The sequence below is a fragment of the Acetobacterium malicum subsp. dehalogenans DSM 11527 genome (assembly GCF_000472665.1).
In the GTDB taxonomy this organism is placed as follows: Bacteria; Bacillota; Clostridia; order Eubacteriales; family Eubacteriaceae; genus Acetobacterium; species Acetobacterium malicum.
The window spans coordinates 41,976-56,305 of record NZ_AXAC01000034.1 but is presented as its reverse complement, the minus strand read 5'-3'; the positions used below and the strand labels follow the sequence as shown (position 1 = coordinate 56,305).

At 42.6% G+C, this 14,330-nt stretch carries 16 protein-coding genes and 1 riboswitch; of the genes, 3 read left to right on the top strand and 13 right to left on the bottom strand.

From position 1 onward, the window contains the following. On the top strand, positions 1 to 438 hold a 438-nt coding region (locus tag A3KS_RS0113720), incomplete at its 5' end, for an IS256 family transposase (protein WP_026395388.1). Between the two features lie 143 nt (positions 439 to 581). On the opposite strand, the gene A3KS_RS23560 is transcribed toward A3KS_RS0113720, so the two are convergent. The 5 genes from A3KS_RS23560 to A3KS_RS0113695 all read right to left on the bottom strand — a co-directional run bounded on the left by A3KS_RS23560 (position 582) and on the right by A3KS_RS0113695 (position 4,662). Then, on the bottom strand, positions 582 to 743 hold the full coding sequence (locus tag A3KS_RS23560; RefSeq protein WP_156913291.1) for a response regulator: 162 nt from the start codon (positions 741 to 743) through the stop codon (positions 582 to 584). Between the two features lie 260 nt (positions 744 to 1,003). Next, positions 1,004 to 1,129, bottom strand: coding sequence for a MetS family NSS transporter small subunit (locus tag A3KS_RS24300; protein ID WP_156913289.1), 126 nt, complete (start codon positions 1,127 to 1,129; stop codon positions 1,004 to 1,006). Positions 1,130 to 1,163: 34 nt separating this feature from the next. Continuing rightward, entirely contained in the window at positions 1,164 to 2,699 is a 1,536-nt protein-coding gene (locus A3KS_RS21370; protein ID WP_035356339.1) for a sodium-dependent transporter, read from the bottom strand. A gap of 131 nt (positions 2,700 to 2,830) precedes the next feature. Continuing rightward, positions 2,831 to 4,213, bottom strand: coding sequence for a tryptophanase (locus A3KS_RS0113700; protein WP_026395387.1), 1,383 nt, complete (start codon positions 4,211 to 4,213; stop codon positions 2,831 to 2,833). 65 nt (positions 4,214 to 4,278) lie between these two features. Beyond that, on the bottom strand, positions 4,279 to 4,662 hold the full coding sequence (locus tag A3KS_RS0113695) for a RidA family protein (RefSeq protein ID WP_026395386.1): 384 nt from the start codon (positions 4,660 to 4,662) through the stop codon (positions 4,279 to 4,281). A gap of 432 nt (positions 4,663 to 5,094) precedes the next feature. On the opposite strand from A3KS_RS0113695, the gene A3KS_RS0113690 reads away from it, so the two are divergent. Beyond that, positions 5,095 to 5,769: a helix-turn-helix transcriptional regulator gene (locus A3KS_RS0113690; RefSeq protein WP_026395385.1), complete on the top strand. Its 675-nt coding sequence runs from the start codon at positions 5,095 to 5,097 to the stop codon at positions 5,767 to 5,769. Positions 5,770 to 6,044: 275 nt separating this feature from the next. Continuing rightward, on the top strand, positions 6,045 to 7,103 hold the full coding sequence (locus tag A3KS_RS0113685) for a chitobiase/beta-hexosaminidase C-terminal domain-containing protein (protein ID WP_026395384.1): 1,059 nt from the start codon (positions 6,045 to 6,047) through the stop codon (positions 7,101 to 7,103). Between the two features lie 291 nt (positions 7,104 to 7,394). Here A3KS_RS0113685 and A3KS_RS0113680 read toward each other — a convergent pair whose 3' ends face one another. From A3KS_RS0113680 to A3KS_RS0113645, 8 genes are all read right to left on the bottom strand, one after another. Then, positions 7,395 to 8,237, bottom strand: coding sequence for an MORN repeat-containing protein (locus A3KS_RS0113680; RefSeq protein WP_026395383.1), 843 nt, complete (start codon positions 8,235 to 8,237; stop codon positions 7,395 to 7,397). A gap of 71 nt (positions 8,238 to 8,308) precedes the next feature. Beyond that, positions 8,309 to 9,070 (bottom strand): creatininase family protein, encoded by a 762-nt coding sequence (locus A3KS_RS0113675; RefSeq protein ID WP_026395382.1) that lies wholly within the window; start codon positions 9,068 to 9,070, stop codon positions 8,309 to 8,311. Between the two features lie 92 nt (positions 9,071 to 9,162). Then, positions 9,163 to 9,876, bottom strand: a complete 714-nt coding sequence (locus tag A3KS_RS0113670; RefSeq protein WP_026395381.1) for a type 1 glutamine amidotransferase — start codon at positions 9,874 to 9,876, stop codon at positions 9,163 to 9,165. A 487-nt stretch (positions 9,877 to 10,363) separates the two neighbouring features. Next, positions 10,364 to 10,548, bottom strand: a riboswitch (cobalamin riboswitch). A gap of 50 nt (positions 10,549 to 10,598) precedes the next feature. Next, positions 10,599 to 11,177 carry a precorrin-6Y C5,15-methyltransferase (decarboxylating) subunit CbiT gene (gene cbiT / locus A3KS_RS0113665; protein WP_026395380.1) on the bottom strand — a complete coding sequence of 193 codons (579 nt, stop codon included), beginning with the start codon at positions 11,175 to 11,177 and terminating at the stop codon, positions 10,599 to 10,601. After that, positions 11,170 to 11,796, bottom strand: coding sequence for a precorrin-6y C5,15-methyltransferase (decarboxylating) subunit CbiE (cbiE, locus tag A3KS_RS0113660; protein WP_026395379.1), 627 nt, complete (start codon positions 11,794 to 11,796; stop codon positions 11,170 to 11,172). The genes cbiT and cbiE overlap by 8 nt, the downstream gene beginning before the upstream one ends. Then, positions 11,784 to 12,929: a cobalt-precorrin-5B (C(1))-methyltransferase CbiD gene (gene cbiD, locus A3KS_RS0113655; protein ID WP_026395378.1), complete on the bottom strand. Its 1,146-nt coding sequence runs from the start codon at positions 12,927 to 12,929 to the stop codon at positions 11,784 to 11,786. Before cbiD ends, cbiE begins: the two co-directional genes overlap by 13 nt. A gap of 12 nt (positions 12,930 to 12,941) precedes the next feature. Next, positions 12,942 to 13,673: a precorrin-2 C(20)-methyltransferase gene (gene cobI / locus A3KS_RS0113650; RefSeq protein ID WP_242834770.1), complete on the bottom strand. Its 732-nt coding sequence runs from the start codon at positions 13,671 to 13,673 to the stop codon at positions 12,942 to 12,944. Between the two features lie 2 nt (positions 13,674 to 13,675). Beyond that, positions 13,676 to 14,305, bottom strand: a complete 630-nt coding sequence (locus A3KS_RS0113645) for a precorrin-8X methylmutase (RefSeq protein ID WP_026395376.1) — start codon at positions 14,303 to 14,305, stop codon at positions 13,676 to 13,678. Positions 14,306 to 14,330 lie beyond the last annotated feature (25 nt).

Sequence of the window (14,330 nt, the reverse complement as noted above, 5' to 3'; positions counted from 1 at the left end):
ATCCACCAGATCAGAAATACCACCCGGTTTGTTTCCTATAAAGATATCCGGTCACTCATGGCCGATCTGAAGCGGGTTTATACGGCGCCAACTGAAGATGCTGCTTTGAGCGAACTGGCTACATTTGAGGGAAAATGGGGCAAAAAATATCCTAAAATTCCGGATTCCTGGCGAAACAACTGGCCGAAACTCGCGACCTATTTCAAATATCCGCAGGAAGTTCGAACCCTCATTTATACGACCAATTCCATCGAGGGATTCAACCGGCAGCTCCGAAAAGTAACGAAAAGCAAAACCGTATTCCCAACGGATGATAGTCTCTTTAAAATGCTGTATCTGGCAACCATGGATATCACCCAAAAGTGGACGGGTCGGAGGAAAGATTGGGGCCAGATTCACTCCCAGCTGGAAATCTTTTTTTCTGAGCGGCTGGATTAATTCCTAAAAATCACATCCGTGCATTCCAGAGTTAGATTCAGTCTTGCTTTTTATTGACATGCAATCAATTCGGATTATAATACAGGTAAGGGGCAAGCGTCATTTTAATGCCCTTGCCCCTTAATTAAATTCTCTATTCTACATCAATTTTCGCAAATACACAAAACTTGAAACACTCCCACAAACTGATCCAGAATATGATGAAAATCCTCAACTATTTGGGTTTCAAGTTCCCATTTGTCCAAATGATTTTTCAGTGCCTTGGCAATAATCTGATCGTCTTCTATAATTAGTATTTTATACATGCGAACCTCTTTTCTTTATTTAAGGGCATTGCGCGTGATTTTTTATCCTAAATATCATAACATATTCTATTTATTTAGTATTGAGCTTTCGTTATTCTTTTTTCTCACAATTTTTTGCACATAAAAAAACTGAGGAAGAGTTAAATTATTCAACTCTTCCTCAGTTCTAATATAATCAGTTTCTTTGTACTGCTCAAAATTGTTTCTTGACTTAATTTATCGATTTTTTCGTAGCATTTTTACTATTTTGGAAAATTTCTCTATTTTAGCCTTTCGTCTGCGGCCTTTTTCTTATCCACAACTAACGCGATTGTAATTGCTAAGATTACTCCACCCCAAACGATTCCACACCCGACCACCATCATTGCTATTGCACTTGCCGACATAGTAGTTCCTCCATTTCAAACGTTTACTTAATGGTTATTCTTCATCGGGACTTGTTTCCAATGAATCCAGTTTTACATCTGTAGTCCATTTTCTCTTATAAAACATATATGCTACACCGACCATGATGACTACTGTTCCCCAACCAAATATGATATTCGACAGTACGACAACTGTTTCTGAACTAAACAATCCGGTAACTAAATTAAATGTATTAGTAATAACTACAATTCCAAGTAATAATGGGGTAAAGTATCTTAATAGATAATCCCACCATTTTCCAATTTTGTAATCGGAATACTGATTTGCTTCTTCCCGGAGCTTGCTTGTACCATAAATATAGCTAATTAAAATAACTTCTACCAAACCCAAACTAGCGATAATAATATTTCCAACATAAGCATCGACGATGTCCAAGATAAAATTGAAACCCGCATAGCTCGCAAAACATGCACTTCCTGTTAAACCCACAATGCTAATAATTGAAACCAATTTTGATCTCGAAATACTAAACTTATCCAGCGCTGCCGTTGTGAACGATTCCAACATTGAAATACTGGAGGATATCCCGGCAATAAACAAGCAGAAGAAAAAGACAAATCCCAGCAAACCCTGGACAACTATGTTTGACGACATTGTCGAAATTGCAATCGGGAATGCAATAAATGCTACGCCTGCGCCGGTACCAAAAGATGTGAATTCTACACCCATACTATTTACCAAATAACCAAGAGTTGAAAATACCAATATCCCGGCAATCAGATCAAAACTGGAATTTGCTAAAACGGTTATGACGGCACTGTTGACAACATCTGCTTTTTTATGCAGATATGAACCATATGCAATCATAACACCAACCGCTAAGGTCGTCGAAAAGAATACCTGGGCGTAAGCGGCAACCCAAATGCTCGGATTTAAGATTGTTGAAAAATCCGGTTTAAAAAGCGCTTCCAGTCCGATTGTAGCGCCGTCTAAACGCACTGCATTAATCATAAATACGATCATTAACACCATCAACATAGGGGTGAAGATGGTTGACATTTTTTCGATCCCACCTGAGATACCTTTTTTGACAATAATCCAGTTGCAAAACCAGACTAAAACGACTGCAGCCAAGATATACATACTGATCCCAGCGCCAAAATCCAATGCACTATCTGCGGTACCCGTGACCATACCCATGATAGGTCCCGGATCTGAAAGCCAGTTTATAATTCCAAATGCATGTCCTAATGAAAAGACCATGAAAACAACGGCTACTGCAATGATTGTTGGATAATAAGTCATAACAACAATTGGTACCATAACCTGAATCCAACCTACTACTTCTAATTTTTTCTGTAGTTTGGAAAATGCTTTTACTGATCCACCACGGATTTTTCTGCCATAGGCATATTCCATAATCATTAATGGGATAGCGCAAGTAATCAACGCTACTAAATAGGGTAAAAGAAAAGCACCGCCCCCATTTTTATATGCTTGAAATGGAAATCGCCATAAATTACCTAAACCTATCGCAGCTCCTGCCGCTGCAAAAATAAAGCCTTTCCTGCTCTGCCAAACCTCTCTCATCGATTGCTCCTCCTTGGAAATATCTGCTATTTTTTTTATCGGGGGGGTAATACTTTTTAGTTTGAGGTTTTAACAATAACACCTACGGTTATTGTTAAAACCTCTTGTTTACAACAGAAACCGGTTTTTTTCTATTCTATTGGTGCAAGACTTGCCTGGAAATGTCTGAGAACAGGTGGCTCCCATGTGATTTTGTATCCTTTAATTGAGCTTGATCTTTCTTTTATCGCAATTAAAGCATCTGCCATAATATCGATATGTGATTGGGTATAAACACGTCGTGGAATTGCAAAGCGTGTAAACTCAAATTCTGAATGGAGTTGTTCTAATGTGTCAGGATCGTTCCCTAACATATATGATCCAATATCACATGTTCGAATTCCAGCTTCGATATATAGTTCAATCGCCAGAGCTTGACCAGGGAACTCATAGTATGGAATCTGAGGCAATAAAGCTTTAGCGTCTACAAATACACCATGTCCGCCTACTGGCGCCTGATAAGCAATCCCGGCTTCGTCAAGTCTGCCAGCAAGATATTCCATCTGTCCAATACGATATTTTAAATAATCTTCGTTGAGTCCTTCATAAAGACCAATTGCTAAACTTTCAAGGTCTCGACCAGAAAGCCCTCCATAAGAAATGAAACCTTCAAACAGAATTGTACGTGCTTTACAAAGGGTAACCAGTTCTTTATCATCTTTAATTCCAATTAATCCACCCATATTTACAATGGTATCTTTCTTGGCACTCATTGTAAACATATCCGCAAAACCGAACATTTCTTTTACAATGTCTTTAATCGACACATCTGCATAGCCTTCTTCTCTTTGCTTGACAAAGAAAGCGTTTTCAGCATAGCGAGCTGCATCAATACATAATTTAATTCCATATTTCTTGCAAATTTCAGCTGTTTTTCTGACATTCTCCATGGAAACTGGTTGACCGCCGGCGGAATTGTTTGTAATCGTCATAACAACAAGACCGATCTTATCGACTCCATACTCGTTAATTAAAGATTCCAGTTTTACAACATCCATATTTCCTTTGAAAGGAGCACGTATAGATGGATCCTTAGCCTCAGCAACAACACAGTCAATCGCTCTGGCGCCGGTTGCTTCTACGTGAGCTCTTGTTGTATCAAAAAACGTATTTGAGATCGAGTATTGGCCTTTTCCCATCAATAATTCAAACATAACTTTTTCAGCGGCACGACCTTGATGAACAGGTTGAATATATTCATAACCAAAAATATCTTGTCCTGCCGCCACAAGTTTAAAATAACTTGATGAACCAGCGTAAGCTTCATCACCTCTCATGACACCAGCCCATTGTTCCTGGCTCATTGCGTTCGTTCCACTGTCTGTTAGCAAATCAATATAAACATCTTCACCCTTCAGGTTAAACATATTATATTTTGCTTCGGCAATCTTTTGAATTCTTTCCTCACGGGTAAGCATCTTAATCGTTTCCACCATCTTAATTCTAAATGGTTCTGGTACATATTTTACACTCATTTCAAACCTCCGTTTTTTAAATTATTTAAAAAGCAATCATTTTCAATTTGATAAAACATTGTATATCAACCTTGTAAAGCAATCGCCTCTATTTCTACTAGCGCATCTTTTGGTAATCGGGCAACTTCTACAGCAGATCTTGCCGGAAAGTTATCCGTTCCAAATACTTCTTGATAAATCAGATTCATGTCTCCAAAATTATTCATATCACTCAAAAAAACCGTCGTTTTAAGTACATTTTTCAATTCGGATCCTTGAGCTTCTAATATCTGTTTTAAATTTCCAAGTGATTGCTTTGTTTGTTCTTTGATACTTCCTTTAACAAATTCTCCAGTTTCTGGGTCTATCGGAAGCTGACCAGAGATAAATAATAAACCCGCCCCTACTGTCCCTTGAGAATATGGTCCAATGGCAGATGGAGCTTTTGTAGTTGCAATAATTTTTTTCATTTTTTGCACCTCCTTTCTTATGAAATTATTTTATCACGATAATGATAATTAGTCAACGATATTATTATTTTTTATTATATTAATTATAAACTATTTTTATTCTTGCTAAAAACACGTATTTTTTTGATCTTAGCGGTGTTTTCTTATAATATTATTATCATACAGATAACTTTTTATCTTTTTAATAAATTTTATCAACACATTATTGTAGACTATTTATTAATGTGTTATTATATACTAGAGCCCGCCCATACACCTTTCTATCTTGGATTGTACAATTCACTAGTATTATATGAATATTTTTAGGTTCTCTATAGTAATTAGGATTGATTTTTTATTCGAAATTTACATCTGTTATTTAGTATTCAATCTTAAAATAATTTACAACCCATGACAAGGTGTTTCAATGAATATATTAAAGAAGGTGAAAAAATGACTGATTTTATGTTAAAACAATATAGCATTCTTGTGGATTTTTTGGGAAAATCACTAGGTCCAGACTACGAAGTCGCTTTACACGACATTGGATACGATACCAATTCCATTGTTGCGATTTCCAATGGCAATATCAGCGGTCGAACCATTGGTGCCCCAATGACCGATCTTGCGCTGAGTATTGTTTCAGACAAAAGCTATAGAAACAGCAATTACAAAATCAATTACAAAGGAATTTCTAAAGAACTTCGCATTTTAAGATCTTCAACCATGTTCATCAAGGATGAAACTGATGAGCTGGTGGGATTATTATGCATTAATTTTGATAATAAAAAATACGTAGATATAAGTAATCAGGTTTTAAGCCTTTGTCAGCCTGATAATCTAATTGAACAAAACGTCACTTATGAATCTATCAATTCTCTTTTAGATGATGAAAGCGAAAGTTTCTCCGGTTCTGTTGCTGAGTTAACCGAAACTGTTTTAAATAAGATATTAGCTGACAAAAACATCCCTATTGATCGGTTGACACAAAGCGAACGTCTTGATATCATTGATGTATTAAACAAAAAAGGCATTTTTATGCTCAAAGGAGCAGTTAGCGAAGTCGCAAATCAACTTCGTTGTTCAGATCCCAGCATTTATCGCTACCTCAGCAAACTTAATAAATAAAAATATGCCGCTGTAATGTAACAAGATCTACATTTCTTTCACAAACCTTGAAAAAGACAACCGAAAAGACCATGGCCTTTATTTGGCCGTGGTCTTTTCGGTTGTTTTTTTTATAAAAAATGTCTCAACTGCCATATAAAAGAGATTTATGGGTATAGATTTAATATAGACCCTGATCGATCTTTCCAATTGTAAATTGCTGGCCATTCGTTTCAAATTTTCGCTACCATAACTATTTTGCGTTTTGATTCCAACCCGGACAAGGAGGGTTTAAAATGAAGGATCACGAACACCAATCGAACAACTATGAAGGTACCCCGGCTAACGACGAATTAAATTGGGCTGAACTGGAACGGACTGAAGTTGATTCTGAAATTGTTCCAACCAGACGTCCCCCGCCGAAGAAAAGCAAAAAAACACTGATCATCATCCTGGCAATTGTCGGGGGGGTACTGATTCTGGCCGGTCTCACTTTTTTTCTTTACAATCAATTTGTCGTTTCAAATCTGACCAGTGAAGAAAAAATTGAAAAAACCACGGATCAGGCCGAATTGAAAAAGCTCTATGATGAATTAATCAGTTCCTATCTATCGTCGGGAAAATCTGAAGCCGAGATTCTCGCTTTGCTGGAACGGGCTGCCACAGAAACCGGAGATCAAAGCTATATAACAAATAAGGACAGTTACCTGGTTAAAAAGCCCAACTTCAACCTGGCGCCAGGAACCTATGAGGGCTCCCAGAATCTGGAAATCATCAAAGGCAGTGCTGACGATGCGGTCTATTATACCATCGATGGCAGCCTCCCAAATCAGACTTCCGCTAAATATACCGCTGCGATCCCCCTGGCGATTGGTGAAACTACCGTCAAGGCCATTGCGGTGAGTGCTAAAGGTTTTTCCAGCCCGGCAATTGAAGGGCATTATATCCTGACTAGTCCCCCAACCACGACCCAATCCGTTCTTAGTGAGGAGGAGTTCATCAATAAATTATATGGGATTTGGTATAATTCCGACTCTGGAACAGTTTTATCGGTATCACAAGCCACCTATCGTGAATACATCCCCACGCCGCTCAGTGTGGCCAGCGGTGATTATATTGTTGTCTCAACCACTGAAAACGGCGGTACCATCAAGGTTCTGGATTTCACCTATGATGGTTATAATGCTGGCGATACGCTGGTAGAATTCGATTTTGGAACAATCGGAGACAACCAGATTCAACGCCGCTATGCCGGTAAATCCTGGTTGAATTATACCGCCGCTGAATACCTCGGCAGCGGCCAGTATCGGATTCCTTTCTTATTCGCTGGTCAAGATATCTTCACCTTTGATTAAATTTCTTCGCCACTAACGTCAAAACTCCCAGTCGCGTGTCTGGGAGTTTTAGACTGTCCAAAACGATAACCCAGTACCGACAATTGTTACATCATGTTGTACGCATCGGAGCGGACACGGCAGAGCCTGTCCGATTCTGCGCGAAGGCAACGAGCCAATCACAAGCTTGCTTGTAGTTGGCGACTGCCCGCGACCAATGCGAAAGGAGCAAAGCGGATTTCGCATGGCGCGGCGAACAACAGATTAACAATTGGTCGGTACGGTAGTTTGAGGTGTTACAGCGTTTAAGTTTTACTCCACGCTCCAGGCTTCCACATTGGGGATGGTGTTCTCCTGACCGGCATCGGTGGTGTAGGTATAGAGATATTCAACGGTGCCCCAGACTGTCACCATCTGGCCTTCAACCAGCGGTGATTCTCCGGAGTTTAAGCGATAGTAGACCTGCACCATTTGATTGGGATCATCATTTAAATCCATGATAAAATCACAGAAGTATGGTTGATTTTCAAAGTTTTCATAAACCTGATAAACCCGCCCCGTCATCTTGACCTTATTTCCGGTTTCATTTTTGGCCGCTTCAAGTATTTCGGTATAAGATAATTCCGCGGTCTGAGCTTTAAATGGATCCAATCGGACCTTTCTCTGGACAGCGGTCTCATTGTAGTAGCCCATGTCAAAATCGCCTTCGTAGATCACCTCGCCATAATAATTGTAAAGCGTACCCTGTCCGTCATAACGATTATCGGTGTAATTGCCATCATATAAAAGATTCTTATCAAGATATTCTTGTCCCAGCCCATTTAAAAGATCATTCTGGTAGTTACCTTCCTGCATAAACCCATCTTCCCAGACGGTTTCCCCGACGCCCTGGAAATGACCTTGTTCCCATTCCCCTTCATAGGTCCAGGCCACTTCTTCCTCGTTGGAAACAGTGAAGACACCGGTGCCCTGGGGCAAACCTTTGACCAGCTGCCCGGTATAGGTGCCAGTTTTTTCACCAAATGACAAGGCCAGGGTAATTTCCTGATTTTTCACCGACTCCGATTTATTACCAAAAATCCCCGGGATCAACGAACAGCCTGACAGGAATAAGGCTAAACCAATAGCTGTCAGTATCAACATTAATTTTTTCATGATTGACCACCTCTTTTCTTTTATTCAGAAATGCTTCTTCTGTTTATCAAACCTTTTCTTAAACCTAAAGATTAGTATTCCCAGCCCCGCTGATTCATCTCTTCGATGGCGCTGGCCACCAGATCCACAAAGATCTCCAGCATCTGCTCGCCTTTTTCAATGCTGGCTTTGGTGGGATCGCCGGTGGCACCGGTGGCCGTAAGTTCCTTGATGTCCCAGATAATGTCCGCCTTCTCATTAATCTTAATGACGTTTCCCGGCACCTGGGAAACCGCATCTTCCAGCTTGACCAGTTCCGGCCGTAATGCCATCATGATCGAGGTTTCCCCTTCGCCACCATGTCCCAGTCCATTCCAGACCTCAAAACGGTCACCCATAATCGGTCCAACCTTGGTCCACCAATCCGACAAATACAGGAATTTAGCATCGCCATGGCGATCCTTAACCTTATGGGCGGCGATTTCCAGCGCCGGAATATTGCCGTCATGACCATTTAAAATATAAATGTGTGTGATGCCGTTGTTAATCAGGCTCTCGAAAATATCTTCGGCAATGGCAATTTCCGTTTCGTAGCGCAGCGTAATCGACAGCGGGTAACGGTTATAATGAATCGAGGTCCCAAAGGGGACACAGGGCAGCACCACCACATTGTCCAGCTTCTGCGCCACGCGTTTGGCCACCTCTGATGGCACGAAAAAATCCGGCCCCAGGCAGCAATGCCAGCCATGGCTCTCACAGGAGCCAAAGGTCACAATGGCGGTTACCTGATCGGCATTTTTTAACATCTCCTGAACTTCCAGTGCGGTCATTTCGTTAAGCATTACCTTTTTCATCTTAAAATTCCTTTACACAAAATATTTTAAAACATCCTGGTTTATATTTACCCAAATTTTCAGCAGTCATTTGTTGTGAAAGAAAATTTTTATTAAATCCGGCCTTCCTCAGCCAGTTGTTTCAGTTGATCCAGAAAGGCTGCCATCCACTGATTGTCCTGAAGGATGTATTCCGGGTGGGCCAGGACTTCCTCCGGTAACTGCACATAATCACCGGGAATCATTTCATCACCGCAATTTGCAATCAGATCTTCAATAATCGGCAAGGTGTTTTCCAGGTGAAACTGAAAGCCAAAAACTCTTTGTTGGTAGACGAAGGCCTGGTTTTTACAAGCGGTACTGGCAGCAATGACCGTGGCTGCCTCAGGCAGCTCGACAAAGGTATCGCCATGCCAGTGAAAGACCACCGGATGCTCCGGAAAAAAGGCAAACAGCAGTGACGCTTTGGCTTCTTCCGAAAACGTGATCGGAAACCAGCCGATTTCTTTTTGGTTGTTTTGAACGACCTTCCCGCCGATGATGTCAGCAATTAACTGACTGCCGAGACACATACCAAGGACCACCTTGTTGGCTTCAATGGCGGCTTTGATCAGCGCTTTTTCGGCCTTCAGCCAGGGATATTGCTCTTCTTCATAAATGTTCATCGGCCCCCCCATCACCACCAGCCAGTCAAATTCGTTCACCTCTGGTAGCGCTTCATCGTTATACAATTGCGTTGAGGTGACGAGACCGTTATTGGCTTTTGCCCATTCCAGAATACTGCCGGGGTTTTCAAAGGAGACGTGCTGTAAATAGTGAATTCTCATCTGTGACCTTCCTATCTGATTATTTATCAGTATCTTTGTTTTTTTATGCAAGTATACCATTTTAGGTGCATATTTAAAAATCTTTTTTAAATTGGAAGACCCATACGCGCCAATAAAAAAAGCGCATCCGAAAGCGAATGCACTTCTTTTATTGGTGCTCAAATTTTTGGCCAGAAAAATCTAAGCAGAGGAATAATGTTCTATCAAAAATGTAAATTAATGAAAGCTAAATAAATTCGGGGATGTCACACACCATCCCCGAGGAAGGGCATTAAATACTGACTTGGAGATGTCCTTCTATTCGAAGAGATTCTACTATTGGCTAGGAGAAATTAACCAACTCCCAAGAATCACACACTTCCCGGGTTCGCTTCTGGTCGCTGACGGCTAGAAAACGAAAAAAATCCTTCTCCAATGGAGAAGGATAAAAGAATCATACTTACAAATTTAAATATAATGCTCTTACAGTCCTCTAAATCGGAGGTTTCATAAGAAATCACTACAAACAGGTCTTCTGGCTCAACAATCAACTTTCCATCTGCCTTCCCATTAATTTCTTAACAGTGGCTTTGAGACGGTCATCATGTTTTACAGCTGCGATTACAGCAAAGGATTTACACCTTTTTCCCTTGAATATAGGACAAGTTCACTATTTAATTGAATTCATTTTACACCAGGTCATGCTTCTTGTCAATAGCCTTTTGCACCTTTAAATCGTTAATTTAATTCACGTCGCCAGTAATAATAAAAATCGGGTTGGCGGCCTTCAGCATCGTTAAACCACCGATGCCTTCGCCTCGGCTGATCCCTACCTGAATCAATTCCACATTCTGAAAATACTGGTTCATCAGGGTGGTGGCCTGGGCAGCGTTCTCCAGGGTAACGAAGTTGGCAATGACCCGACCGCCAGCGCGGGTGTTGGCCTTGCACCACTGGAACAGACCTTCCATGTTACCGCCGGAACCACCGATGATGACCCGATCCACCGGTTCTTTGATTTCGACCAGTGCCTCTGGCGCTTTACCGGGAATAATCACTACATGGTCGGCGTTAAAATGCTCTTTGTTCTTTTGGACCAGCTCCAGCGCCGTTTCCTTGGCTTCCACCGCATAGACCTTACCCTGGTCAGCGGCATAGGCCGCTTCCATGGTGAGACCGCCGGTACCGGCGCCGATATCCACCACGACATCGCCAGGATTTATCCCCAGCAATGAAATGGTCAGGATGCGGATTTCTCGTTTGGTCATCGGGGCCTTACCCCGAATATAGGCATCGTCCTTATATCCTGCGATCTTACTCATTGATTACCACCACGACTGCCAGTCCTTCCTCCTGATAGCTCAGGGCTTCTGCCACGGTTAAGCGGGTTATCTTTTCATTGGGATAGGATAACTCCTCGCCGACATAAAGCATGCTGTTTTCACAACCGGCGGATTGAAGAATCCCGGCAATGAATGCGGTATTATTATTCTTATCGGTGAGAATACCCAGCTTTTTATTTTCAGCCAGGGCCGCCGCCAAATCCTGATCGCGGCCATGAAGACTGATCAGCTTGGCATCCTCCCAACTAATTGCCAATTTGGCAAAAAAATACTGCAGCGAACTGATCCCCGGGATACAGACAATGTCCTTTTCCGGCACCACTTTTTTGGCATAGGTCAGCAGACTGTAAAAGCCACAGTCGCCGGAAACTACCAGTGCGGTTTTCCGGTTCTGGTACACCTGGGCAACCTTGTCCATCAGCTCGCTCAGAGGGGTTCCTTTACCGATAAAAAGCATTTCTTTACCACTGGCATCAAAGCTTTCAGCGTGGCGGGTGCCACAAAGGATCACTTCTGCCGCCTCAATTTCTTTTAATGCGATCGGTAATATATAATCCGGATGTCCCGGTCCCAGTCCAATAATTTTTAATGGGTACATAATCGTTTCCTCAACTCTTCTGCATCTTTGCTTTGTCCGAGCAAGCCATGGATCTTGGAAAATAGCACGACTTCTATTTCAATGGTTCCATAAACTCGATCAGTGACCTTTTTTCGTACGACCTCGGCCAGATGATTAAAATAGTCTGGCAGATTTTCGGCCAGAATAATATCGGTCGCTTCATCGGTGGTTTTGGACGCCATAATTTTTGCCATCGTTTCCCGGGTTGCCCCGAGTAAACCGGCATGGGCAGTCAGAATTTCCATCCGGCCGTCGGCAACGCTGCTGTGGGTATTAAAAATCCCCCCCGCCACTTTGACCAGTTTCCCCAGATGTCCGATCAACAGAATTTTCTCAAAGCCCATCCGTTCGGCCTCATCCAGCATAAAACCCATAAAATTGCTGGTCTTCACCAGCACATTTTCATCAAGCCCCAATTCGTCTGAAAAATCTTTCCCATAATTACCAGGGACAAAGATGATTTCTTTAAAGCCTCTGGCATGCAAAACTGACAACTCCAATTTTAATGAAGCTGTCCAGGCCTCTTCGCTCATCGGCTCGACAATCCCGGTGGTGCCGATTATTGACAAGCCCCCTTCAATTCCCAACTTGGGATTAAAAGTACGCTTGGCCAGTTCCACCCCCTGGGGAATTGACAATTCCACCCGCCAGCCCTTGGGTAAATTTGACCGCTGTCGTACCGCGTCAGAATTCAAAATCGTGTTAATCTCCTGAGTAATCATCTCTCTGGGAGTCGGATTAATCGCCGGTTCACCGGGTGGAATACTGAGTCCCACCGAGGTCACGGTGCCGACGCCAAGGCCGGCAGCAAACGCGATTCCGTCCTGATCGGATGGGGTGATTTTCGCAAAGATCTTGACGCCATTGGTCACATCCGGGTCATCGCCGGAATCTTTGACCACTGAACAGGAGGCTTCGTTTTCTGAAAAATTCTGATCGTGCAGCACCAGATCCAGCACCCAGCCCTTGGGCGTATTGATTTCAACCGTTTCCCATTTCTGCTGATTTAAAAACATCAGCAAGGCTGCTTTGGTCGCCGCCGTGGCACAGGAACCAGTGGTATAACCATAGCGCAGGGTTTTACCGTTTTTTTCAATGGTTTTATCTAACATCGCTTACCTCCCTTACTGAAGGGGATAATTCTTTTTGATTAATAGGGTCGATAAGTATGGAATCTTGCCTTTTAACACCTCAATATCCCGGACTACCTGCTGGGTTTCCATCCCGATGTTGGATACCAGCACAAAGCTTTTTTCCAGACCGCGGGCTTCAAGTTCCTCAGCCATCCAGGCATTGTTGGCGGAAATTTTCATCACCACAATATTCTGGTGGGCATCCAGAATCGCCCGGATTTCTTCCACCGGCTGAGTCATCGCCACAATCCCCAAAGACTCTTCCCCCTGGGTCAGCGGAATGTTCAGTTGCGCTCCCAGATTACAGAATGACGGCACCCCGGACAGGGTTATCACTTCGATATCGCGTTTTAACAGATATTCCATCACATAAGAATAGGTACTGAAGACCATCGGATCACCCAAGGTAATAAAGGCGACATCCTTGCCCTGATTGAGCAGCACTTCAATTTCATCGGCATTCTCCTGCCATTGTTTCTGCAGTGCTTCCCGTTCCTGAGACAGGGAAATCATTGGGAAATTCATTTCGATAACCTTGGACAGATCGGAAATATGACTTTTAACAATTTCAAAGGCGACACTGGTGCTGCCCATCTTTTTTACTGGGGTAATCACCATATCGCAGGCATCTAAAACCTTAGCGGCCTTAACGGTGAGCAGATCCGGATCACCGGGACCAACCCCGATGCCATAAAAAATCCCTTTTTTTGCTGCGGTCATCATCCTTACCATTCCCTTCCCAGTTGATAAAGCATGGCGTTAAGAATGGCGGCCACGACTGGGCTGCCACCTTTTCGTCCGTTGATCCGGATGATCGGGCTGTCGATCTGATCCAATGCTTCCTTAGATTCAGCTGCCCCAACAAAACCAATCGGAGCGCCAATGATCAGAGCCGGTTTGGCATTGCCCAGTTTGACCTGTTCAATCAGGGTATATAAAGCGGTGGGGGCATTACCAATGGCAAAGATACCGACGCTGTCGTCCTTCAAGGCTTTTTCCATGCTGACTGTCGATCGAGTCACGCCCCGTTCTTTGGCTTCGGCCGCCACATCGGCGTCGTGGACAAAATTGACAATTTCAATACCGTGATCGGCCAGAGCTTTTTTATTAACGGCAACCTGAATCATCCGGGTATCGGCGTAGATTTTCTTGCCTTGTTTAAGGGCTTCCATCCCGCTTTCGTAGCCATTGTTCAGAATTTCCAATAAATCCGCATATTCAAAATCAGCGGTGGTATGAATGATCCGTTTGACCATCGGGGCAATCGCTTCCGGGAAAACCTTATCGCCCATTTCAGCGGTGATAATCTCAAAACTACGCTCTTCAATTTCTCGGGGGTTGTTAATATATTCCATATTTTCTCACTCTCTTCGTTCAATT